Source organism: Streptomyces sp. NBC_01089, assembly GCF_045162975.1.
In the GTDB taxonomy this organism is placed as follows: domain Bacteria; phylum Actinomycetota; class Actinomycetes; order Streptomycetales; family Streptomycetaceae; genus Streptomyces.
In genome coordinates this window covers 5,165,592-5,189,248 of sequence record NZ_CP108660.1, presented here as the reverse complement: position 1 = coordinate 5,189,248, position 23,657 = coordinate 5,165,592, and the positions used below count along the sequence as shown (strand labels likewise).

The following is a 23,657-nucleotide window of genomic DNA, read 5'->3' as shown; positions in this document are numbered from 1 at the left end:
TCGCCCTGACCTCTGCCCCGGCCCGGGCCCCTGCCCCTGCGCCGGCTCCGGCTCCGGCTCCGGCTCCGGCTCCGGCTCCGGCTCCGGCTCCGGCTCCGGCTCCGGCTCCGGCTCCGGCCACAGTCCCCTCCCCCGCCTCCGGCCCAGCGCCCGTATCCGGCGGTGGTCCCGTCTCCGGCGGTGGTCCCGTCTCCGCTCCCGTCATGAGGCGGCCGGTGCTGCCAGGTCCGCCATGGCGCGGGAGACCGCCAGCGCGGAGGCGAACGCGGCCACCAGGGTCGGGTGGTAGACGAGATCGAAGACGTGCCCCTCGTCGCCCTCGGGCATCCCGCCCAGAACCGGCATCGCGCCGTCGGGCTGCTGGGCGGCGGCGAAGCCGCGCCACGCCGCCGGGTCCAGCGTCGGCTGCGGCAGGCACGCGTCCACCACGAGCAGCTCGCCGAGCAGGTCCCACCGGCCCAGGTCCAGCCAGTCGTCGAGCCAGACCGGCAGCCAGGTGGCCAGATAGCCGGCGGTCTCCGGGGGCAGCCCTGCCGGGTTCTCGCCCCAGTCGGTCAGATGGAAGACCGTGTGCGTGATGTCGTAGCCGATGTGGCCCTCCACCGTCCATGGCTCCGGGCGGTGCGCGAGCCAGGTGCGGGCGGCGGCCTCGTCCTCGGGCATGCCGGGCCGCAGGCCGAAGCGGCGTTCCATGGCGGAGAGCCCCAGGCGGCGGACCGGCAGCACTTCCAGGGCGCGCCCGCTGACGAGCCGGTGGTTGAGCCGGGCCGCCGCCTCGACCTGCGGGCTGCTGTAGCCCAGCTCCTTGAACGGTACGTAGACCTCGAAGGGCACCGGCGACAGCGGCTCATGGGTCTGGCCCTCGGCGAGCCTGGCCCCGGAGCCCAGCAGTTCGTGCCAGGCGTGGTCCAGCAGCTTGTGCGCGGTCGCGGCCTGCTGCGAGCCCGCGACGCCCTCACGGAAGATGACCTTCCCGATGAGGGCCAGCTCGCCGAGCGGCTTGAAGCGGTCCAGCATGCCGGTCTCGGGGGCCGGGTCGTCCTCCAGCCGGAAGCCGTCCCGGTGGCGGTACAGCCACTCCAGGGCGCGTGACCCGACATCGTGGATCTCCCGGATACCCGCGCCGGGACCGGTGCCGGCACTGCTGCCCGTGCCAGTGCTGCTGCCGGGGCTGCCCATGCTGCCGGTGCCGCTGCCCGTGCTGCCGAAGCCGGTGCCGCTGCCCGTGCTGCCGGGACCGCCGGAGCCGCCCTCGGCATCGCCGCCGTTCTGGTTCCGCGGGGTGTCGTTCATACGGAGCCTCCTGGGTCGGAGTCCGGGTCCGCCGGGCTGTGCCGGGCCAGGGTCAGGGCCGCTGCGAAGGCCGTGACCAGCGTCGAGTGGTAGCAGTTCAGGAACTCACGCGGCGCCTCACGCTCCCCTGCCCCGCCCCCCGGCGCACCACCGTCCCGTACCCGCGGTGCACCCGGCCGTACGCCCGGCCCGCCCGCCTCATCCCGTACGAGCGGCGGCCCCGTCTCCGGGACGGCGCCCGTGCCGTCCTGTACGGCGGCGAGCACCGGCCAGCCGGTCTCCACCAGGGCCGCCGGCGGCGGGTCGGGCAGACAGGCGGCGACGGCGAGCAGTTCGCCGCCCAGGTCCCAGCGGCCGTTCTCGAAGCACCCGTCGATCCACGCCGGAAGCCAGGTGCTGAGGTATCCGGCGATGTCGTCCGGCATACGGTGCGGTGCGTTGCCCCAGTCGGTGACGTGGAACACCACATGCGTCAGGGCGTACCCGGAGGCGCGCTCGAAGGTCCACGGTTCGGGCAGCCCGCCGAGCCAGGTGCGGCGCAGGACCTGCTCCGCCTCCGTGTGCGGGGGGACCCCGATCCGGCGCTCGGAGTTGAGCAGCCCCAGTTCGCGGTTGGCGTGCTGTTCGGTGAGCGCCCAGCCCCTGGTGGTGGCGACGACGGATGCGAGGCGCTCGAAGCCCTCGTGGCGCAGACCGTCGCCCGCGAAGGCGGCGTAGATCTCGAAGGGGTAGGTGGCGAACGGCTCGTTGCGCGCCAGGTCGAGGAGCAGCTCCCCCTCGCGCACCTGCTGCCAGGCGAACCGTACGAGCGAGGCGGCGATGGTGTGGTGCGGGTCGCCGGGGTGCGTGCGGCGGCTGACGGTGGTGCACAGCTGCGCCAGCTCCCCGAGGGGCTTCATGGTGCGGTTGACGTCGGTGTGGGGTTCCAGGACGTCGTCGGGGAGCACGAATCCGGCGCGGTTGTCCCGTACCCAGTCCAGGGCGGCGCCCGCGACTCCGTGCACAAGTCCGTTGCCCGGGGCACGCGTTCGCGCTTCGGGGGCGGCCGTCACCGCGCCTGTCCCGCCCTGATCAGTGCCGCGGCGCGCAGATGCAGGGCCACCCGGGGGTCCTGGCCGCCCATGAGCTGGACGAAGTCCAGGCCGGCCGCCAGGCCGAGGGTGTCGGGCACTCCGTCGAGTGTGGCCAGCCAGCGGCCGGCCCCGGCCGCCTGGAGCCAGTCGCGGCGCCGTACGGCACGGACGAATCCGCGGGCCACATCGACCGGCCTGCGGGCCGCGACCCGGTTGACCGCCGACGCGGAGCTGGGGCGGGCGAGCGGGGCAAGTACGGAGAGCTGGTGGGTGAACGCCTGCCAGGGCGCCTGTTCCAGCCACGCCGCCGCGGGTTCCACCGGCGCGGCGCCGGTGTCGGGCGCGCCGATGGCCGACTCCATCGCCCAGTGACTCCAGGCGGTCGCCGCCGGTGCGCCCGCGCGCGGCGGGAAGTCGATCACGGCACGCTGGAGCGCCGCCACGTCGCCGGGGTGCGGGTCACGTCCGTACAGCAGGCTCGGCAGCAGCAGGTCGGCCCCGATCACCCTGACCGCGGCGATCCCGGTGCTGTCGTCCTCGCCGATGCCGGCGGCGCCGCACACCGTGGAGAGGTGGTCTTCGCTCTGCAGAGCGAAGACCACCTCGGACGCCAGGTCACGCACAGCTCCCGCGATGCGGGAGGACGCACTTGACTGGTCCATGTGCGACCGCTTACGCCTTCTTCGGGCGCGGGGTGGGCGGCGAGAGCAGCAACGCGCCCGATCCGCCGATCAGTGCGAGGCTTGCGCACTCGCGCGAGTCACGGAAGACGCCTTCGGCCTCGCCCGGGTTGAGAGCGGCCTCGACATCCTCGTCCAGGTCCGTCGCCAGGCGGTCGGTCACCGGTTCAGTGGAGTTCATGACGCTTCCCATCCTTATGGGGTGATTCGTTCCTTGCGGTTCCAGTCAAACCCACGACCGGGAGCCACGCAAAGGGAGCCAGGAATCCTGGTCCTCAAGGCTTCAATTGAACGGTGAACAGCGCGGAGATCCTGCTCTTCACAGGTGTGGAAGAACCGAACCGGGCAAGCTGTCCCAAGTGAAACGAATCGGTTGTGTCGGTCTGACGGTCCTGGCAGCTCTCGCCGCATGGGGAGCCGCCGGGTGGGTCTCGTGGTGGTGGCTGTTCGCCGCTGTGCCGCTCGCCCTGCTCGGGCTGCTCGGCGTGTGGGACCTGACCCAGCGCAGACACACGGTGCTGCGCAACTACCCGGTCATCGGGCACGCCCGCTACCTCCTGGAGCGCGTGCGCCCCGAGTTGCAGCAGTACTTCGTGGAACGGAACTACGACGGGCGGCCGTTCGACCGCGACACCCGCAGCATCGTCTACGAACGCGCGAAGGGCACCGCGGCCGAGGAGCCGTTCGGCACCGAGCGCGATGTCTACGAGACGGGCTACGAGTCCCTGGTGCCGTCGATGGCGCCCTGCCCGGTGCCGCAGACCACGCCCCGGGTGCGGATCGGCGGGCCCGACTGCACCCGCCCGTACGACATGGCGCTGCTGAACGTGTCGGCGATGAGCTTCGGCTCCCTGTCGGCGAACGCGGTCCTGGCGCTCAACGGCGGTGCCGCGGCAGGCGGTTTCGCCCATGACACGGGCGAGGGCGGCCTGTCCGAATACCATCTGCGGCCGGGCGGCGACCTCGTCTGGGAGATCGGCACCGGGTACTTCGGCTGCCGCACCCACGACGGCGGGTTCGACCCGGCGCAGTTCGCCGACACGGCGGCGCACGACCAGGTGAAGTGCGTGTCGCTCAAGCTGTCGCAGGGCGCCAAGCCGGGGATCGGCGGGGTGCTGCCCGGCGCCAAGGTGAACGCGGAGATCGCCAGGGCCCGTGGCGTGCCGCAGGGCGAGACCGTCATCTCGCCCCCGTACCACCGGGAGTTCTCCACCCCGCGCGAGCTGGTGCGCTTCCTCGTGCGGATGCGGGAGCTGTCCGGCGGCAAGCCCACCGGGTTCAAGCTCTGCCCCGGGTCGCGGCGCCAGTTCCTCGCGGTGTGCAAGGCCATGCTGGCGGAGGGCACCGCACCGGACTTCATCATCGTGGACGGCGCCGAGGGCGGCACGGGCGCGGCCCCGCTGGAGTACGCCGACCAGCTCGGCACCCCGCTCACCGACGGCCTGCTCGACGTGCACAACGCCCTCGTCGGCACCGGGCTGCGCGACCGCGTCAGGATCGGCGCGAGCGGCAAGATCGCCACCGGCGCCGATCTCGTCAAGCGGCTGCTGCAGGGCGCGGATTACGGCAACGCGGCGCGCGCGATGATGTTCGCCGTCGGCTGCATCCAGGCGCAGCGCTGCCACACCAACACCTGCCCCACGGGTGTCACCACCCAGGACCCGCGGCGCGCCCGCGCGCTGCACGTCGGGGACAAGACGCTCCGGGTCCAGCGGCTCCAGCAGGCCACCGTGGCGAGCGCCCAGCAGATCATGGCGAGCATGGGTGTGGCGGACCCGGCGGACCTGCGCCCGCACATGCTGCGGCGCCGCATCGACCCGTTCACCGTCCGCTCGTACGAGGAGATGTACGAGTGGCTGACCCCCGGGCAGCTGCTCGCGGAGGCGCCCGGGTCCTGGGCCGCGGACTGGCGGGCCGCCGACCCCGACCGCTTCACCGTCTGAGCATTCCGGGCTCGTCGCCGAGCGCCGAGCCCGTTTCCCGTACGCAAACCGTTCGAACCGGAGGCTTCTGTGAGCCGTACTGTTGCCCGTGCCATCGTGGACGCCCTGAGTGAACTCGACGTCCGCCAGGTGTTCGGCGTCGTCGGGGACGCGCTCAATCCCGTCACCGATGCCATCCGTACCACCGAGGGCGTCGAGTGGGTGGGCTGCCGCCACGAGGAGGCCGCCGCCTTCGCCGCGAGCGCCCAGTCCCAGCTCTCCGGCCGCCTCGGTGTCTGCATGGGCACCGTCGGCCCCGGCTCCGTCCATCTGCTCAACGGCCTGTACGACGCAGCCAAGAGCCGCACACCGGTCCTGGTGATCGCGGGCCAGGTGGCGCTGGCCGACATCGGCAGCGACGCCTTCCAGGAGGTCGACAACGACGCCCTCTTCAGCGATGTGGCGGTCTTCCGGGCGACCGTCTCCTCGCCCGACCAGCTGCCGCAGCTGCTGGAGACGGCCGTACGGAACGCCTTCGGGCACCAGGGTGTCGCCGTGCTCACCGTGCCCGCCGACATCGGGGACCGGAAACTGGGCGCCGACCGCAAGGCCCGCTTCCCCGTCGGCCGGGCGGTGACCCGGCCCGAGGAGCCGGCCACCCGTGCGGCGGCTGAGCTGCTCGACCGGGCCGGGCGCGTCACCCTGCTCGTCGGCCGGGGCGCCCGCGCGTCCCGTACGGACGTGCTGGCCCTGGCGGACCGGCTCGCCGCGCCGATGGTGCTCACGCTCAAGGCGAAGGAGGGCTTCGAGGGCGCGGACAACCCGTACCAGGTCGGGCAGACCGGGCTGATCGGCAATCCGGCCGCCGCCTCGGCCCTGCACGACGCCGACACCCTGCTGCTGCTCGGCACCGACTTCCCGTACCGCGAGTGGTATCCGGAGGGGAAGACCGTGATCCAGGTGGACACCGAGCCCACGCACATAGGGCGGCGCGTCCCTGTGGAGGCCGGCCTGGTCGGGGATGTGGGCGCCACCGTGCGGGACCTGCTCCGGCATCTGGGCGCCGGGAGCGACCGCGACCGCGGCCATCTGGACCACGCCCGCAAGCAGTTCGAGTCCTGGCGCGAGGGGCAGGCCGCGCTCGCCGACCCGGAGCACGACAAGAAGGCGGCCGGGCAGGCCCGTTCGGCCCTGGACAATCCGGAGCACGGCATCAGGCCCGAGGCGCTGGCGGCCGCGGTGGACCGGCTCGCCGCGGACGACGCGGTCTTCACCTCCGACACCGGGATGGCCACCGTGTGGCTCTCGCGCTTCGTCGAGATGCGCGGGGAGCGGCGGCTGCTCGGCTCGTACAACCTGGGCTCCATGGCCAACGCCATGCCCCACGCGCTCGGCGCCCAGTGCCTGGACCGGGAGCGGCAGGTGGTCGCCTTCTGCGGTGACGGCGGGCTGAGCATGCTGCTGGGCGATCTGATGACGCTCCGGACGAATGAACTCCCGGTAAAACTTGTGGTGTTCGACAACCGCCGGCTCGGCATGGTCAAGCTGGAGCAGGAACAGGCGGGCCTGCCGGAGTTCGGCACGGTGCTCGACAACCCGGACTTCGCGGCTGTCGCCACCGCGATGGGCATCACCGGGATCCGGGTGACCGACCCCGCCGACCTGGAGGACGCCGTCCAGCGCGCCCTGAACACGCCGGGACCCGTCCTGCTGGACGTGCTGACGAACCCGGACGAGATCGCCGTACCGGCCAAGCCGACCGTCGAGCAGGGCTGGGGCTTCGCGGTCGCCAAGGTGAAGGAGATCATCCGGGGGCACGGCGAGTAGCCGACCCCCTGGCCGAACCTGCGGGCAGCGGGGTGACCACTCTTGACGGAGAGTCATTTCGGGCGAACAGGGGCGAGCCCCAACCATCACGGCACTTGACGTGACGCGTGGTCCAGGCCAATATCCAATTGGTCTGGACCAAGCACGTGGTGGCTCGGTCCCCTATCGGCACGCCAGGAAGGCCCGGCTGACCTTGCCCAGCACACCAAGCAGTGAACTGACGCACCTCGCCTACAAGATCCTCCAGCCTGGCTTCAAGGGCACCGAGGCACCGGACTGGCTGCTCCGCCGGATCGGTGAGGGACTGTCCAGTGTGGTTCTCTTCTCCCGCAACATCGCCAACCCGGGACAACTGATCCGGCTCACCCGGCAACTGCGCGCCGAGAACCCCGACCTGATCATCGCCATCGACGAAGAGGCCGGCGACGTCACCAGGATCGAGTCGCTGACCGGCAGCACCCGCCCGGGGAATCTGGCGCTGGGCGCGATCGACGACACGGACCTGACCGAAGCGGTCGGCCGGGACATCGGCCACGAGCTGCGCTCGGCCGGCATCAGCCTGACGTACGCGCCCAGCGCGGACGTCAACTCGAACCCCAACAACCCCGTCATCGGCGTCAGGTCCTTCGGCTCAACCCCGGACCTGGTGGCCCGGCACACCGGAGCCTGGATCCGCGGTCTGCAGTCCGCCGGAGTGGCGGCCTGCGCCAAGCACTTCCCCGGGCACGGCGACACCGCCGTCGACTCCCACCTCGGACTGCCCCGCTACAACGCGACCGCCGACGACATCAGGGAGCAGGCACTGCCGCCGTTCCGTGCGGCCATGGAGAGCGGTGTACGGGCCGTGATGAGCGGCCATCTGCTCGTCCCTGCCTACGACGCCGACCTCCCCGCCACCCTGAGCCCGCGCCTCCTCGTCGACCTGCTCCGCAAGGAGATGGGCTTCGACGGGCTGGTCGTCACGGACGCCATCGAGATGGGGGCCGTCAGCGGTCTCTACGGCATCGACGGCGCCACCGTGCGGGCCGTGGCCGGCGGCGCGGACGCGGTGTGCGTCGGCGGGGAGAGCGCCGACCCCGAGGTGGTCGGCCTGCTGAGCGCGGCCCTGGTGTCCGCCGTACGGAGCGGTGAGCTTCCCGAGGAGCGGCTCAGGGACGCCGTCGCCCGGGTCGAGGCGTTCTCCGCCTGGTCGAACGGCATCTTCCACGCCACACCTCCCCACCGGATCAAGTCGGACATCGGCTTCGTGGCCGCCCGGCGCGCGCTGCGCCTGACCGTGACGGATGGCGGGGCCCTCCCGCTCGGCGCGGCCCCGCACGTCGTGGAGCTCATCCCGACGATGAACCTCGCCATCGCCAAGGAGACCCCCTGGGGTGTCGCCACACCGCTGCGCGAGCGGCTGGCCGGTACGACATCGGTGGGGATCCACGAGGAGGACGTGGCGGCAGGCCCGGCCGTGCTCGACCAGTACGGACTGAAGCCCGCCGCGGGACGGCCGCTGGTCGTCGTGGTCCGGGACGCCTACCGGCACACCTGGATGACGGACTCCCTCAAGCACCTGCTGGGCGCCCGGCCCGACTCCGTGGTGATCGAGATGGGCCTGCCGACCTCAGGCACGCAGGGGGCGGTGCACATCGCGACCTACGGAGCCACCACCGCATCGGGGGTGGCCGCCGCCGAGGCCCTGGCCGGCTGACCCCAACACCGGCCGGCCCCGCCCGCCACCACCACTGACCCGCACCCGCACACCACCACACCGGCCACCTGCACCTCCGTACACGCACACCACCACGCACACGTACACACACCACCACGCACCCACACGCACGCACCCCCCGGCACCCACACGCACCCCCTGGCTGCCGCCCCCGCCGTGCGGTGCGGGCCCGGAGAACGTACGCGGCAGCACGCCGCCGCATCCGCCGTCGCGCGGATGAACTCCCCGCCCCCGCACCGCCGCCGTCCCGCCGGACCCCGTCCGCCGACGGCACCTTCCCCCCGCGGCCCCGCCCCCGGCTGCGGCCGCGCGTGACGCGCCGCCGCACGGCCGCGCCCGATCCATTCAGAACCAGCACCTCATACCTGGAGTGGTTGCATGCCGACGTCCGACCCCTACCTGTATCGAGCCGCATCGGACATCCCCTATTTCAGTACGGACGGGGAGGCGTACCTGGCGCAGACACCGTTGCGCGACATCAAGAAGTCGCAGCCGCTGCGCGTCCTTTCGGAGGAGGACTTCGCCTTCTGGCAGACCTACGGCTACGTCGTCGTGAAAGAGGCGATACCGGCGGCCGCCGCGCGGCGCCTGCTGGACTTCACCTGGGACTTCCAGGGGCTCGACCCCAACCGGCCCGACACCTGGTACGCCGACCGGGAGTTCCGCTCCGACCTGGACCGGGAACTGCACATCTACGGTTTCGTGGAGGCGTACCACCACCAGCTGATCTGGGACAGCCGCCAGGCGCAGCGCGTCCATGACGCGTTCACCGATGTGTGGGACTGCGAGGAGCTGTGGGTCACCCTGGACCGGCTCAATCTGAACCCGCCGAACATCAAGAACCGTGACCGCGCGCTGATCGCGCCCACGGACGAGGGCTTCGACATCGAGCTGCACTGGGACGTCGACACCACGCTCAGTGTGCTGCCGCAGCGTGTCCAGGGCATCATCGCGCTGAACGACACCGAGCCGGAGCGGGGCGGCTTCCAGTGCTCGCCCGAGCTCTTCCGCCAGTTCGACCGGTGGAAGCTCGCGCAGCCGGCGGGCCGGGACCCGATCAGGCCCGGCACCGACCGCGCTGAGTTCCCCGTCGTCCAGCCGGAGCTCAAGGCGGGCGATCTGCTGATCTGGAACGGCCTGCTCGCCCACGGGGTCGCGCGCAATATCTCGGAGAGCGGCGTCCGCGCCGTCCAGTACCTCTCGATGATGCCCGCGCTGGAGTCCCACCAGGAGATGCGGAAGTCCCGGATCGAATCCTGGCGCACCCTCTCCACACCGGACTGGAACAAGACGCTGGTCGGCGACGCCGTCCAGCACGAATCCCTCAGGTACGGCGCAGCCGAACTGAGCGGCCTCGGCGCCCGGCTGCTGGGGCTCGAATCCTGGGGCGACCGGAACACCGAGCGGTCAACCGGAGAACTGGCATGCACCGAATCTGTCTGACCCTTCCCACCAACAGGGCGTGCGCCGACACGATTTCGGCGATGCGCGCCGAGGCGCGGTACGCGGCCGACCACTTCGGCGTCGAAGCACATCTGCTGATCCTGGACTCGTCGGACGAGCAGGACTTCGCCGAGCACGCGGACGCCGCCGGCCGGCCCACCGGGACGCCGCGGGTGATCGTGCACCATCTGGGCGAAGCCCAACAGCGTTCCTTACTGCGCCGGTTGATCAGTGCAGCCGATGTGCCCAAGCCCGATCTGCTGCTCGACCTGATGCTGCCCTCCGGGGTCTCGTACGGCGCCTGCACGAACCGCGCGTTCCTGTTCGCCGCCGCGCTGGGCTGTGACTCCGTGCACCGCAGGGACTCGGACAGCACCTATCAGACGCTGGACGGCGAGCCGGTGTTCCCCGTCCACCATGAGCTGATGTCGCTCGGGAAACGGGCGCTCGACGCGGTGGACGGGGTGTCCGGGACCCGGCTGGACCCGGCCCACGCACAGCGGACGGTGTCCCTGGTGGGCGCCTCCTTCGTGGGCGAACTGTCCGTCGACATCAGCGAGATCCAGCGGCTCGACCCTGCCGTCTACCGAGACGTCGTCGGTCTCTGGGCGCCGCGCGAATGGCCGGACGAGGCGAAGGACCAGCTGGTCGCCGAGGCGTTCACCGGGGCGGGCACCGAACCGTTCACCGGGGACCACTCGGTCGTCGGACCGGTCGACCCGATGCGGGTGGACATGTGCAACATCAGCTTCCACCGCGACGTCTACGAGAGTGTGCCGCTGCCGCCGGCCACCGACACCATCGGCAGCGACTACTTCCTCATGCATCTGGTCCATGACGCGGGGCTGCCGGGCGTCCTGCACAACCGGCACATCGTGAACTACTACACCGGGGAACGGCGCACCGACGCCGGATTCATGGCGTACCAGCTGCGGTTGGTGAAGTTCTTCCTGTCGATGCTCTATTTCAACTCCGTGTACGACCGGCTGGCGGCGGCGGGCGACGCGCTGCTCGACGGCGAGCTGCGGCTCCGCGCCGACACGGTCGTCGAGTTCGTCCGGGACAGCAGCTGGCTGGACCGGGAGGAGAACGAGGAGCGGCTGCGCACCATCGACCGCTCCTACCGGAAACTCGGCGACCGGTACGCCGAGTTCGCCGGTCTGCTGGCGGCACGCGGCGACCGGCTCCTGAACGAGGCCCAGCAGGACATGGAGGATTTCGCGCTGCTGATCCAGGCGTGGGGACCACTGATACGGGTGAGCACAGAAGCGGGCATCCATGAGCACTAGGCATCTGAACACTCCCTTGCGGGAAGCACTGGCCGCGGCGTCCGACGACCGGATCATCTTCGATCTCGGCGGAATCCGCGAGCGGTACACGACGCTGACCTGGGAACTGCCGGGCGTAGCCGTCCGGTTCGCGATGAAAGCCTGCCCGGTGGACGAGGTACTCGACTGTCTGGCCGAGCAGGGCGCCGGGTTCGACGCGGCGGGGCCGCACGAGATCGAGCGGGCCATCAGGACCGGGGTGCCGGTCGGCCGCGTCCACTACGGCAACACCATCAAGTCCGACCGGAACATCGCCGACGCGTACCGGCTCGGCGTCCGGGACTTCGCCACCGACAGCGTGGAGGACGTGGCGGCCATCGCCGCCCACGCCCCCGGTGCGCGGGTGTTCTGCCGGCTGGCCACCAGCGGCGACGGCGCGCTCTGGGGGCTCAGCAAGAAGTTCGGCTGCTCGGGGACCGACGCCGTACGCGTGCTGGAGACGGCCCGGGCCGCGGGGCTGACACCTGCCGGGCTCTCCGTGCACGTCGGCTCGCAGCAGATGACCGCCGAGGCATGGGAGAGCGCGTTCGCGCGCCTCGCCGCCGTCCTGGTGGACCTGCGGGACCGCGGGATCCACCTCGACCACATCAATCTCGGCGGCGGGCTGCCCGCGCTCGGCTATCTCGACAGCCGGGGCAGACCGCTGGACCCGCCGCTGGACAAGATCTTCGCGGCGATCCGGGAGGGCATGCGGCAGCTGCGGGCGGTGTCCGCCGCCCCGCTGGACTTCGTCATGGAGCCGGGCCGCCATCTGGTCGCCGACCAGGGCGCCATCCGGGCCCATGTGGCCCGGCTGTCCACCAGGGAGCAGCTGAACGGCGAACGCCAGCACTGGCTGTATCTGAGCTGCGGCAAGTTCAACGGGCTGTACGAGATGGACCAGCTCCAGTACCGGCTGGTCTTCCCCTCCCACCCGGGGGCGCCCACCGTGCCCGCCGTCGTCGCGGGCCCCACCTGCGACAGCGACGACGCCTACGCCCATGAGCACCGGCTCGTCCAGGTCCCCGAAGGCATCACCTCGGGGGACCCGGTGTGGGTCCTGTCGTCCGGCGCCTACGCCACCAGTTACGCGACACAGGGCTTCAACGGCTTCAGCCCGCTGCCGTACACCGTGATCCGCGGACTGCCGGCCGGCGCCGGAGCACCGGCGGCGAAGGGGCTGCCGTCATGAGCCCGGACATCGAGATACGCAACATCACCGCCGACGACTGGAGCAGCATCGCGGCGCTGGAAGCCCGTACGTACGCGGACGACGCCCTCTCGGAGGGACGGGCCGCACTGGAGTCCCGGGCCCGCCCCTCACCGGCCACCTGCTTCGTGCTGCGCCTCGACCGCAGGACGGCGGGCTATCTGCTGGCACTGCCCTACCCGCTGTTCCAGTACCCCGATCTGACCCGGACCGAGAAGACCGTCTTCCACTCACCCAATCTGCATCTGCACGATCTCGTCATCGCCGAACGGCTGCGCGGCAGAGGGCTGGCGAAGCGGCTGCTGCAGCACCTCACGGCGACCGCCCGCTCGAAGACCCACGAACGCATCTCCCTCATCTCCGTCGCGGGCAGCGAGACCTTCTGGTCGGCGAACGGATACGCGGCCCATCGCGACATCGCGCTCCCCGGAAGCTACGGGACGAACGCGGTGTACATGTCCAAGGCGGTATGAAGTGACCCACCAAGACGTCGAGACCGGCCCGCGCCCCGCGGACCCGGCCGCCGCCACCACCGGGGAGCGGCGGCGCCCCGTCGACCTGATCCGCGCACGCGATCCCTTCCGCAGGGCGCAGCTGGCGATCGCCGCGCTCTTCTGCTTCCTGGGCTTCCAGTACGGGACGTGGGCGTCGCGGCTGCCCACGCTCAAGGCGCGGCTCGACCTGTCCGAGGCGGATCTCGGCCTGCTCCTGATGGCCTGCGGTGCGGGCGCCGCGGTGTCGTTCCCGCTCGTCACCGTACTGATGAGGCGGCTCGGCTCCCGCCGTCTCGCCTCACTGTCCGCGCTCTGCCTCGGGCTGCTGCTGCTGGCGCTGGCCGTGGTGCCGAACTATCCGGTCGCCGTGGCCATCGTGGGCTGCGACGGAATCGCCGTCGGCTGTCTGAACGTCGCCATGAACGCGCAGGGAGCCGCGCTGGAGACCGCGTACGGGCGTACGGCCATGGCCAGGCTGCACGCCACGTTCAGCGCCGGGTCGCTGGGGGCCGCGCTGCTGGCGTCCGGGGTGAACACACTGACCGGTTCGCTGGCCGCCCACTTCGGTGCGGCGGCCGTGATCCTGCTGCTGCTCGTCGGGTACGCCCAGACCGGCCTGCTGACGAAGGATCAGCAGCCTGGGGAGCCCGTGGAGTCCGGGGAGCCCGTGGAGCCCGGGGCGAAGAAGAGCAGGAGCCGGGGCCGCCGCCGGCTGGCCATGCCGGCGCGGATGACGCTGTGGATGGGGTGCGCGATGGCGTTCGGCACCGTGACCGAGGGCGCCATGAACGACTGGTCGGCGCTCTACATGAAGGACGTACTCAAGGCGGCGGCGTCGGTGGCCCCGCTGGGCATCGCCGTGGTCTCCGTGATGATGGTGCTGGCCCGTATCTTCGCCGACGGCTGGCGGACCCGCTGGGGCGACGGACGGATCGTCCTGACCGGCAGTGTGCTGGCGGGCGCGGGGCTGGCGCTCGCCCTGCTGGTCGGCGGGGTGGTTCCGGCGCTCGTCGGGTTCGCCTGCGTCGGTCTGGGCGTAGCGGCCGTGACGCCCTGTGTGTACGTCGCGGCCGCACGGCAGGGCCCTGAGGCGCTGGCGCTGGTCGCCGCGATGGGGACCGTGGGCCTGCTGGCCGGGCCCGCGGTGATCGGTTTCATCGCCAACGCCGGCGGCCTGGTGTGGGGCATGGGCGCGGTGGCGGCAGCGGCGCTGCTGGTCTCCGTGTGCGCCACCCGGATCCGCTGGGTACCGGTGGCCGAGAACTGACCGAACGGGCCGGTCGGGCGGGCGACCGCCACGGCCGGCTCAGCCGGTGGGCAGCTTCTCGGACGGGCAGCCGGAGAGGACCCGCTTCATCGCGTTCTTCTCCGCGCCCGTCACCCACAGCGCGTACTTCTTCTTCACCGCCACCTGCCGCGCGACATAGCCGCACCGCGCCGGCTTGTACGCGGGCAGCCAGGTCGCCGTGTCACCGTCGCCCTTGCTGCGGTTGGTGGAGGAGTCGACGGCCAGCAGGTTCAGCGGATCGTTCGCGAGGGCGGTCCGCTTCGCCTTGTCCCACTGCTGGGCGCCCTTCTGCCAGGCGTCGGAGAGCGCCACGACATGGTCGATGTCGACCTTGCTGTGCCCGCGTACGAAGTCGATCGTCGTCCCGGTGTACGGGTCCTTGACGAGCGTTCCCGACGCGACCTGGCAGTCACCGCTCTTGTACCTCACGTCCCGCAGATCGCGCTTGAGTACGTCGTCCCGGGTCGGGCAGTGGTTGTGGTCGGTGTCCGTCCAGGCGCTGCCGAACTCCTTGCGCGCGTAACCGGTCTTGGGCGCACGCCCCTTGACGGTCAGGGCATCGGCGGCGGCGAGCGCGGACCCGTGCGCCGCCTTCCCCGCGGGCCCGGCGGGAGCGCCGGACGAGCCGGATGAACCAGCCGATCCCAGGTCACCGCTCTTGCAGCCACCGAGGGCGAGCGCGGCGGCGACGGCCATGACTGCGGGGAGGGCGGAGCGCGTACGTATCAAGGAGAGCCGTCCTGAGGACTGGGGAGCATGACCGCACAATCCTAGAGATGACTGCCCGGGGCACTCGACGGCACACCTGACTGACGAACGCACGGCCGGCCCGCGGCCCGGCGCAGGGTCAGGCCGCGGGCCGGGTAACGGAGAAGGCCCTCCCCCTGCGTCACGACCCCAGGATCGACGCCAGGAACTCCCCTGTCCACGACAGGAGTTCGCGGCCCACCACCGGCTTTCCGCCGATCTTGCCCGCCGTCGGGCGCGGTACCAGGATCTGGTGGGCCGCCGCCTTGATGACCGTACGGGGGTAGAGCCGCTTGAGGCGCAGCTCCTGGGACTCCCTCAGTTCCACCGGCGCGAACCGGATGTTGGGGCCCTGGAGGACGATCTCGCCGACCCCGCACGCGCGTGCCAGCATCCGCAGGCCCGCCACGAGCAGCAGGTTCTCGACCTGCTCCGGCAGCTTGCCGTACCGGTCGGTCAGCTCCTCGCGTACCGCCCTGATGTCCTCGTCCGTCGTCGCGGACGCGATCGAGCGGTACGCCTGGAGGCGCAGCCGCTCGCCGGGCGCGTACGCGTGCGGGACGTGCGCGTCGACCGGCAGCTCGATCTTGACCTCCAGCGGCTGCTCCTCCTCGACTCCCCCGTCGACCGCCGTGCGGTAGTCGGCCACCGCCTCGCCGACCATCCGGATGTACAGGTCGAAGCCGACGCCCGCGATATGGCCGGACTGCTCGCCGCCGAGCATGTTGCCCGCGCCGCGGATCTCCAGGTCCTTCATCGCGACGTACATGCCCGCGCCCATCTCGGTGTGCTGGGCGATCGTCGCGAGCCGCTCGTGCGCGGTCTCCGTGAGCGGCTTCTCCGGCGGGTACAGGAAGTACGCGTACCCGCGGTCGCGGCCGCGGCCGACCCGGCCGCGCAGCTGGTGCAGCTGGGACAGGCCGAAGTTGTCGCCGCGCTCCACGATCAGCGTGTTGGCGTTCGCGATGTCGATCCCCGACTCCACGATCGTCGTGGAGACCAGCACGTCGAACTTCTTCTCCCAGAAGTCGACCACGACCTGCTCCAGGGCGCTCTCGCCCATCTGCCCGTGCGCGGTCTGGATGCGTGCCTCCGGGACGATCTCGCGCAGCCGGGCGGCGGCCCGGTCGATCGAGTCGACCCGGTTGTGGATGTAGAACACCTGCCCCTCGCGGAGCAGTTCACGGCGGACCGCGGCACCGATCTGCTTCTCCTCGTACGGGCCGACGAAGGTCAGCACCGGGTGCCGCTCCTCCGGGGGCGTGGTGATCGTCGACATCTCACGGATGCCGGTCACCGCCATTTCGAGGGTCCTGGGGATCGGGGTCGCGGACATCGTCAGGACGTCGACATTGGCGCGCAGCTTCTTCAGCTGCTCCTTGTGCTCGACACCGAACCGCTGCTCCTCGTCCACGATGACAAGCCCGAGGTCCTTGAACTTCGTCTCCGACGAGAAGAGCCGGTGCGTGCCGATGACCATGTCGACCGAGCCGTCCCGCAGCCCCTCCAGGGTCGCCTTCGCCTCGGTGTCCGACTGGAACCGGCTCAGCGCCCGTACGACCACAGGGAACTGCGCGTACCGCTCGGTGAACGTGCCGAAGTGCTGCTGTACGAGAAGGGTTGTCGGCACCAGGACCGCCACCTGCTTGCCGTCCTGGACGGCCTTGAACGCGGCGCGCACCGCGATCTCGGTCTTGCCGTACCCGACGTCGCCGCAGATCAGCCGGTCCATCGGGACCGTCTTCTCCATGTCCTCCTTGACCTCGGCGATCGTGGACAGCTGGTCGGGCGTCTCCACGTAAGGGAAGGCGTCCTCCAGCTCCCGCTGCCAGGGGGTGTCCTGGGCGAAGGAGTGGCCGGGAGCCGCCATCCGCGCCGAGTACAGCTTGATCAGGTCCCCGGCGATCTCCTTGACGGCCTTCTTGGCGCGCGCCTTGGTCTTCGTCCAGTCGGAGCCGCCGAGCCGGTGCAGCGTGGGGGCCTCACCGCCCACGTACTTGGTGACCTGCTCCAGCTGGTCGGTGGGGATGTACAGCCGGTCGCCGGGCTGGCCGCGCTTGGCCGGCGCGTACTCGACGAGGAGATACTCACGGGTCGCGCCCTGCACCGTGCGCTGCACCATCTCGATGTAGCGGCCCACACCGTGCTGCTCATGGACGATGAAGTCGCCCGTCTCCAGCGTCAGCGGGTCGATGGTCTTCCGGCGCCTGACCGGCATCCGGCCCAGGTCCTTGGACGCGGTGCGCTGTCCTGTGAGGTCGGTCTCGGAGAGCACCGCGAGCTTGATCGCCGGGTCGATGAACCCGTGGTCGACCGAACCGCACGAGACATGCACGACCGAGGGCGTCAGCTCGCCCAGGTCGGTGTCGAGCCGGGCCGCGATGCCCTCGCCGCCGAGGACCTCGACCGTACGGGCCGCGGGGCCGTGGCCCTCGGTGAGATACACCGTGCGCCAGCCGTCCGCGATCCAGCCCTTGGTGTCGGCCAGGGCCCGCGCCGTGTCACCCCGGTAGGTCTCGGGGGCGTGCATGCCGAGCTTGATGGTGTCGTCGGCGATCTCCTCGTCGGCGGCGAACGGGCTCACCGTCCACCACATCATGCCCAGCTCACGGGCGTGGTCCCGGACATCGGCGATCCCCCGGAGCGAGGCAGCGCCCACATCGATGGGGGCGTCGCCGCCACCGGCGGTGGCCGCCCAGGACGCCTGCAGGAACTCCTGCGATGTCGCCACCAGATCGGCCGCCCGGCTGCGGACCCGCTCCGGGTCACAGACCACGGTCATCGAACCGGCCGGCAGCACGTCGAGCAGCAGCTCCATGTCGTCCACCAGAACCGGAGCCAGCGACTCCATGCCCTCGACCGCGATCCCCTGGGCGATCTTGTCGAGCAGCTCGCCCAGCTCCGGGTGGGCCAGCGCCAGCGCGGCCGCCCGCTCCCGTACGTCGTCGGTCAGCAGCAGCTCACGGCAGGGCGGCGCCCACAGCCCGTGCTCGGCGATCTCCAGGGAGCGCTGGTCGGCGACCTTGAAGTAACGGATCTCCTCGACCTCGTCGCCCCAGAACTCCACCCGCAGGGGGTGCTCCTCGGTCGGCGGGAACACATCGAGGATGCCGCCCCTGACGGCGAACTCGCCGCGCTTCTCGACCAGTTCCACCCGGGCGTACGCGGCGGCCGCCAGCGCCTCGGTGATCTCCGGCAGATCGGCGGACGAACCCGACCGCAGCGAGACGGGCTCCAGCTCACCGAGCCCCTTGACCTGCGGCTGGAGCACGGACCTGATCGGCGCGACGACCACGCTGACCGGGCCGGCGGACGGGTCGTCGGCGCGCGGGTGCGCCAGCCTGCGCAGCACCGCGATCCGCCGGCCCACGGTGTCGGAGCGGGGCGAGAGCCGCTCGTGCGGCAGCGTCTCCCAGGACGGGTACTCCACCACCGCGTCCTCCTGGTCCGCGGGGAGGAACGAGCGCAGCGCGGCGGCCAGATCCTCGGCCTCACGGCCGGTCGCGGTGACCGCGAGCACCGTGCGCCGGGTCTCGCGGGCCAGCGCCGCGACGGCGAAGGGCCGGGCGGCGGGCGGGCCGACCAGATCGACATGCATCCGGTGCCCGTCGCCGGCGGCCTTCACCGCTTCGGCGAGCGCGGGGTCCGAGATGGCGGCATCGAGCAGACCGTGCAAGCTCATGAAGAACGCTTTCCGTCCGGGGTGGTGGTGCGGGTGGTGCGGGGTGCAACGCGAAGGGCCCGACACGTCGCACGGGCCGGGGGGCTCTCCAGCGTACGACTTCACGAAGAAGTCGGCGTCCCATGTCAACCGGACCGGCCTCCCCGTCGTATTCACCCATGAGACCTGTGCACGACCAGGACGAGACCCGTGCACGCCCGAGACCACGACCGAGACACCGTCGAGACCTGTCCACGCCTGGGAGCCGCATGACCGTCGAGGAGTTCGAGGAGTTCTACGCTCACTCCGCGAAACAGCTGGTGGGACAGGTGTACCTGATGACCGGCGACCTCCATGAGGCCCAGGACGTGGTGCAGGAGGCGTTCGTACGGGCCTGGGGCCGGCGCTCCGCGCTGTACCGGGACGCGGGACCCGAGGCATGGATACGCACGGTGGCCTGGCGGCTCGCCGTGAGCCGCTGGCGCAGGCGGGGCCGGAGCGCCGACGCCTGGCGCCGGCACAGCGACAGCCGCCCCTCGACCGTGCCCGAGCCCGATCCGGGCACCGTCGCCATGGTCTCGGCCCTGCGCCAGCTGACCGAGCGGCAGCGGCGGGTGGCGGTCCTGCACTACGTGTGCGACCTCACCGTCGAGCAGGTGGCCGCCGAGACGGGGCTGTCCGCGGGGACCGTCAAGACCCATCTCTCCCGCGCCCGGGCCTCGCTCGCGCCGCATCTCTCCGAGGAGGAGCACGGTGTCTGAGACCGAGTACCAGCCCGCGTACGAGGACGGGCTCCGCGCCCGCCCCGGGGCCGATCACGCGCTGGCCCGGGCCATGAAGCAGGCCGCCGAATCGGCCGGCCGGGCAGCCGCGCCCGCACCGGCCGCCCATGTCTCGGCGCGGGGTGCCAGGCGCAGGCGTCGGGTCCTGGCGTCGGCCGCCGCGGGCACCGTGTGCGTCCTGGCGAGCGGCGCCGCACTGGCCGTACTGCAGCTCAGGCCCGCCGCGCCCGCGCTCCCCGCGGCGCCGCCGAGCCCCCGGCACGCCCCGCTGCACTCCGCGGACGGCGGGGGTACGAGCCCGACGGACCGGCCGAGCCCGACGAGCCCGTCCATGGGCTACAGCTCGGCCACACCGGGCACGCCGTACCGCACCACCGCCACGGAAACGGTGCGGGGTGATCCCAGCGGTACGCGTACGGGTCCAGGTACGGGGACGGGGACAGGTCCGGGTACGGCGGCGGGGGCGCCCACGGCGCCGGCCACCTTCCCGCAATCGTCCCTGCCGCCGGCCGGCTGACCGTGCTTGGGCCGGCCTGACGATCCGGTGCGCCCTGCCGGACACGATCCAGCCCCGGCGGACGCGCCTGGCGCCCACCGGGGCTGATCCGTCCCCGTTCCCCCGTTCCCCCGGTGCTCCCCCGTGGTCCCCCGCTCCCCGTATCCCCCGGTCACTGGGCCCGGAACGGGCCTTCGCGGGTCAGTCGGTCGCGATCGCGTTCAGTACGTTCATCCGGCCCGCCCGGAACGCCGGGATCAGGGCGGCGAACAGGCCCACGAACGCCGATGCGACGAAGACCCCGATGATCGTGGGCCACGGGATCTCCAGGACCCCCATGCCCTCCAGCGCGAGGATCTTCTGGGCCGATGTGCCCCAGCCCATCCCGAGCCCCAGACCGAGCAGCGCACCGAAGAGCGCGATGACCACCGACTCCAGCCGGATCATCCGGCGCAGCTGCCTGCGCGAGAGGCCGATCGCCCGCATCAGGCCGATCTCCCTGGTCCGCTCGACGACCGACAGGGCCAGCGTGTTCACCACGCCGAGCACCGCCACGATGATCGCCAGGGCCAGCAGGCCGTAGACGATGTTGAGCAGCTGCCCGATCTGGTCCTTCAGCTCCTGCTTGAAGTCGGTCTGGTCCTGCACCTTGTACTGCGGGTACTTGGCCAGCGACTTCTTCAGCCCGGCGTACGCGGCCTTCTCCTGGCCGTCCTTGGCCTTGGCGAACATGATGACGTTCGGCGGCATCCTGTCGGCCGGCACATACCGCGCGGCCGTCGTGATGTTCAGATACATCGCGCCCTTGTCGACGCTCGTGTCGTCCGAGGTGATGGCCGCGATCCGCAGCTTCGCCGTCCGTCCGCTCCTGAACGCCACCGACATGGTGTCGCCGACCTTGATGTGGTGCCTCGTGGCGTAGGCGTCGCCGACGGACATGGCGTCCTTGCCGTACGCCGCCGAGAGGTCACCCGAGACGGTCTCGCGCCGCAGGTCCTGCGCGTACGTCGGGTCGGCCGCGATGACCGACTCGTCCTCGCTCTTCCCGTCGGGCGCGGTCAGCCTGGAGTCGATGGCCTTGTAGTTGGTGACGTGCTCGATGTCCGGCGCCGCTTCGAGTGCCTTCTGCGCCTGCGGCACGATCAGCTGGCCGCTGCCGCTCTGGATGATGAAGTCGGCACCGACCGACTTGTCCAGCTCGTCGGTGGCCGAGGCCACCATCGAGGAGCCGACGACCGACAGACAGGCCACCAGCGCCAGGCCGATCATCAGGGCCGCGCCCGTGGCTCCCGTACGCCGCGGGTTGCGCAGCGCGTTGCGCTCTGCCAGCCGCCCGACCGGGCCGAAGATCCGCAGGACGACCGAGCTGATCGCCCTGACCACCACACCCGCGAGGAGCGGGCCGATGACCACGAAGCCGATGAGGGTGAGGACCACGCCGGCGCCGAGGTAGAGCGAGCCCTGGCCCGACTTGTCCGCGCCGGCCGCGGCGAACAGGGCCGCCCCGCCCGCGCCGGTGAGCACCAGGCCGATCGCCGCCCTGAGCCATCCCGCCCTGCCGTCGGCGGGCGTACCCGAGTCCCGCAGCGCGGCCATCGGGGAGATCTTCCCGGCCCGGCGGGCCGGGATGTACGCGGCGACGATCGTCACGATGACACCGAGCAGCATGCCGACGAGCGGGGTCGTCCACTTGACCGTCAGGTCCTCCGTGGACAGGTCCATGCCGATCGAACCCATCACCTTCATCAGCCCGACCGCGAGGCCGACACCGGCGCCGACACCGAGGACCGAGCCGAAGACACCGAGCAGCAGCGCCTCGACCAGCACCGAGCGGTTGACCTGCTTGCGGCTGGAGCCGAGGGCCCGCATCAGTCCGATCTCGCGGGTGCGCTGGGCGACCAGCATCGAGAAGGTGTTGATGATCAGGAAGATGCCGACGAGGAAGGCGATTCCGGCGAAGCCGAGCATCGCGTACTTCATGACGTCGAGGAACGAGCCGACGTCCGAGCGGTTGGCGTCCGCGTTCTCCTTCTGCGTCTCGAACTTGTACGGGCCGTGCAGCACCGCCTGCACGTTCTTCTTCAACTGCGCGTCGCTCACACCGGATTCGGCGTTGACGGAGATGTTCGTGAAGAGGCCGGGGCCGCCCAGCAGCTCGTGCTGCGCGGTGGCGGTGTCGAAGTACACGACGGCCGCGCCGGGGTTGGTCACCTTGAACGTGGCGATCCCGGATATCCGGGCCCTGACGTCACCGCTGACGGCGATCGTGCGCAGCTCGTCACCCAGCTTCAGGTGGTGCTTCTTCGCGGTGTCCGCGTCGACCATCACCTCGGTGGGGCCGCGCGGGGCGTGGCCCGAGGTGATCTCCATCGACTTGGTCTCGTCGGAGGTCCAGTTGCCGGCGATCGTCGGGGCGCCGTTGCTGGAGCCCATGTCCTTGTTGTGGCCGTCGACGACCGTCACGCTCATGCTGCTGACGCCGCCCTGCACCGACCGCACCCCGTCGGCCTTCGCGACCTGCCGCACCGCCGATGCGGGCAGCGTGTCCGGCTTGCCGTTCTGGGTGCTGTTGTCGGTGCCCTTGGCCGACTTGGGGCTGACCGTGACATCCGACGCGGTGGCCGCGAAGAGCTTGTCGAACGTGGTGTTCATGGTGTCGGTGAAGACGAGCGTGCCGCACACGAAGCCGACCGACAGCAGGACCGCGACGGCGGAGAGCGCCATCCGTCCCTTGTGCGCGAAGAAGTTGCGCAGGGAGGTCTTCCAGACGGTCATGACGTCCGCCCGCGCGCGTCGAAGTCCTTCATCCGGTCGAGGACCTGCTCGGCCGTCGGGCCGTACATCTCGTCCACGATCCTGCCGTCCGCGAGGTAGAGCACCCGGTCCGCGTACGAGGCGGCCACCGGGTCGTGCGTGACCATCACGATGGTCTGGCCCAGCTCGGACACCGACTTGCGCAGGAAGCCCAGCACTTCGGCGCCGGCCCTGGAGTCGAGGTTCCCGGTCGGCTCGTCACCGAAGATGATCTCGGGCCGGGCTGCCAGGGCGCGCGCCACGGCGACCCGCTGCTGCTGGCCGCCGGAGAGCTGGGTCGGCCGGTGCTTGAGCCGGTCGGCGAGCCCCACGGTCTCCACCACCTGACGCAGCCACTGCGCGTCCGGCTTGCGCCCGGCGATGTCCATCGGGAGCGTGATGTTCTCGATGGCGTTGAGCGTGGGCAGCAGATTGAACGCCTGGAAGATGAAGCCGATACGGTCCCGGCGCAGCTGGGTGAGCTTCTTGTCCTTGAGCCCGGTGATCTCGGTCTCGTCCAGATGGATCTGCCCGCCGCTCACCGTGTCGAGGCCGGCGAGGCAGTGCATCAGCGTCGACTTGCCGGAGCCCGAAGGCCCCATGATCGCGGTGAACTGGCCGCGGGCGATGTCCACATCGACATGGTCGAGCGCCACGACCCGGGTCTCCCCCGACCCGTACGCCTTGACGACCTGCCGCGCTCGCGCGGCAACGGCCGTACGCCCTCCAGTACCCCCGTGCCTGGGAATGGTCACAGCCGTTGTCACGGTAAATCTCCTATGTCGGTCCTGCCCTGCTTGTCAGCAGGCATGGTTGAAGTCTGTCGATCCGGGATGCCCGGCACACTGGTGCACGTAGCCGCATCCGCCCTGGGGTTTTCCCCACCCCCACCCCTGCGGGCGACCATAAACAAACGCTAAGGAC

At 71.2% G+C, this 23,657-nt stretch carries 18 protein-coding genes; 10 read left to right on the top strand and 8 right to left on the bottom strand.

Annotated elements, in window-relative coordinates; translation table 11 throughout:
* Window positions 1-201 precede the first annotated feature (201 nt).
* From OG510_RS23350 to OG510_RS23335, 4 genes are all read right to left on the bottom strand, one after another.
* Window positions 202-1,179, bottom strand: coding sequence for a DUF6895 family protein (locus OG510_RS23350; protein ID WP_406142503.1), 978 nt, complete (start codon window positions 1,177-1,179; stop codon window positions 202-204).
* A gap of 110 nt (window positions 1,180-1,289) precedes the next feature.
* Window positions 1,290-2,297: a DUF6895 family protein gene (locus OG510_RS23345; RefSeq protein WP_406139305.1), complete on the bottom strand. Its 1,008-nt coding sequence runs from the start codon at window positions 2,295-2,297 to the stop codon at window positions 1,290-1,292.
* Window positions 2,298-2,341: 44 nt separating this feature from the next.
* Window positions 2,342-3,028 carry a hypothetical protein gene (locus OG510_RS23340; RefSeq protein WP_406139303.1) on the bottom strand — a complete coding sequence of 229 codons (687 nt, stop codon included), beginning with the start codon at window positions 3,026-3,028 and terminating at the stop codon, window positions 2,342-2,344.
* A gap of 10 nt (window positions 3,029-3,038) precedes the next feature.
* A complete protein-coding gene (locus OG510_RS23335) occupies window positions 3,039-3,227 on the bottom strand; it encodes a hypothetical protein (protein ID WP_164266621.1) in 189 nt (62 codons plus the stop codon).
* Window positions 3,228-3,405: 178 nt separating this feature from the next.
* Between OG510_RS23335 and OG510_RS23330 the strand changes: the two genes are divergently transcribed.
* The 8 genes from OG510_RS23330 to OG510_RS23295 all read left to right on the top strand — a co-directional run bounded on the left by OG510_RS23330 (window position 3,406) and on the right by OG510_RS23295 (window position 14,233).
* Entirely contained in the window at window positions 3,406-4,989 is a 1,584-nt protein-coding gene (locus tag OG510_RS23330) for an FMN-binding glutamate synthase family protein (RefSeq protein WP_406139302.1), read from the top strand.
* A 69-nt stretch (window positions 4,990-5,058) separates the two neighbouring features.
* Window positions 5,059-6,795 carry a thiamine pyrophosphate-dependent enzyme gene (locus tag OG510_RS23325; RefSeq protein ID WP_406139301.1) on the top strand — a complete coding sequence of 579 codons (1,737 nt, stop codon included), beginning with the start codon at window positions 5,059-5,061 and terminating at the stop codon, window positions 6,793-6,795.
* A 193-nt stretch (window positions 6,796-6,988) separates the two neighbouring features.
* Window positions 6,989-8,491, top strand: a complete 1,503-nt coding sequence (locus OG510_RS23320) for a glycoside hydrolase family 3 protein (protein WP_406139299.1) — start codon at window positions 6,989-6,991, stop codon at window positions 8,489-8,491.
* 399 nt (window positions 8,492-8,890) lie between these two features.
* On the top strand, window positions 8,891-9,955 hold the full coding sequence (locus OG510_RS23315) for a phytanoyl-CoA dioxygenase family protein (protein WP_406139298.1): 1,065 nt from the start codon (window positions 8,891-8,893) through the stop codon (window positions 9,953-9,955).
* Window positions 9,937-11,244, top strand: a complete 1,308-nt coding sequence (locus OG510_RS23310; protein ID WP_406139296.1) for a DUF6271 family protein — start codon at window positions 9,937-9,939, stop codon at window positions 11,242-11,244. The genes OG510_RS23315 and OG510_RS23310 overlap by 19 nt, the downstream gene beginning before the upstream one ends.
* A complete protein-coding gene (locus OG510_RS23305; RefSeq protein ID WP_406139294.1) occupies window positions 11,234-12,454 on the top strand; it encodes a type III PLP-dependent enzyme in 1,221 nt (406 codons plus the stop codon). Before OG510_RS23310 ends, OG510_RS23305 begins: the two co-directional genes overlap by 11 nt.
* Window positions 12,451-12,945, top strand: coding sequence for a GNAT family N-acetyltransferase (locus OG510_RS23300; RefSeq protein ID WP_406139292.1), 495 nt, complete (start codon window positions 12,451-12,453; stop codon window positions 12,943-12,945). The genes OG510_RS23305 and OG510_RS23300 overlap by 4 nt, the downstream gene beginning before the upstream one ends.
* A gap of 85 nt (window positions 12,946-13,030) precedes the next feature.
* On the top strand, window positions 13,031-14,233 hold the full coding sequence (locus tag OG510_RS23295; protein WP_406142502.1) for an MFS transporter: 1,203 nt from the start codon (window positions 13,031-13,033) through the stop codon (window positions 14,231-14,233).
* A 39-nt stretch (window positions 14,234-14,272) separates the two neighbouring features.
* On the opposite strand, the gene OG510_RS23290 is transcribed toward OG510_RS23295, so the two are convergent.
* Entirely contained in the window at window positions 14,273-14,983 is a 711-nt protein-coding gene (locus tag OG510_RS23290; protein WP_406139290.1) for an HNH endonuclease family protein, read from the bottom strand.
* A gap of 160 nt (window positions 14,984-15,143) precedes the next feature.
* The gene (mfd, locus tag OG510_RS23285) at window positions 15,144-18,683 is read right to left on the bottom strand and encodes a transcription-repair coupling factor (protein ID WP_406139288.1); all 3,540 of its coding nucleotides are present in this window, start codon (window positions 18,681-18,683) and stop codon (window positions 15,144-15,146) included.
* Window positions 18,684-18,931: 248 nt separating this feature from the next.
* Here mfd and OG510_RS23280 point away from each other — a divergent pair, with 248 nt between their 5' ends.
* Complete coding sequence (locus OG510_RS23280) at window positions 18,932-19,423, top strand: SigE family RNA polymerase sigma factor (RefSeq protein WP_406139287.1); 492 nt, start codon at window positions 18,932-18,934, stop codon at window positions 19,421-19,423.
* The gene (locus OG510_RS23275; RefSeq protein WP_406139285.1) at window positions 19,416-19,961 is read left to right on the top strand and encodes a hypothetical protein; all 546 of its coding nucleotides are present in this window, start codon (window positions 19,416-19,418) and stop codon (window positions 19,959-19,961) included. Before OG510_RS23280 ends, OG510_RS23275 begins: the two co-directional genes overlap by 8 nt.
* Window positions 19,962-20,141: 180 nt before the next feature.
* Here OG510_RS23275 and OG510_RS23270 read toward each other — a convergent pair whose 3' ends face one another.
* Window positions 20,142-22,715 carry an ABC transporter permease gene (locus OG510_RS23270; RefSeq protein ID WP_406139283.1) on the bottom strand — a complete coding sequence of 858 codons (2,574 nt, stop codon included), beginning with the start codon at window positions 22,713-22,715 and terminating at the stop codon, window positions 20,142-20,144.
* On the bottom strand, window positions 22,712-23,500 hold the full coding sequence (locus tag OG510_RS23265) for an ABC transporter ATP-binding protein (protein WP_406139282.1): 789 nt from the start codon (window positions 23,498-23,500) through the stop codon (window positions 22,712-22,714). The genes OG510_RS23270 and OG510_RS23265 overlap by 4 nt, the downstream gene beginning before the upstream one ends.
* Between the last annotated feature and the right edge of the window lie 157 nt (window positions 23,501-23,657).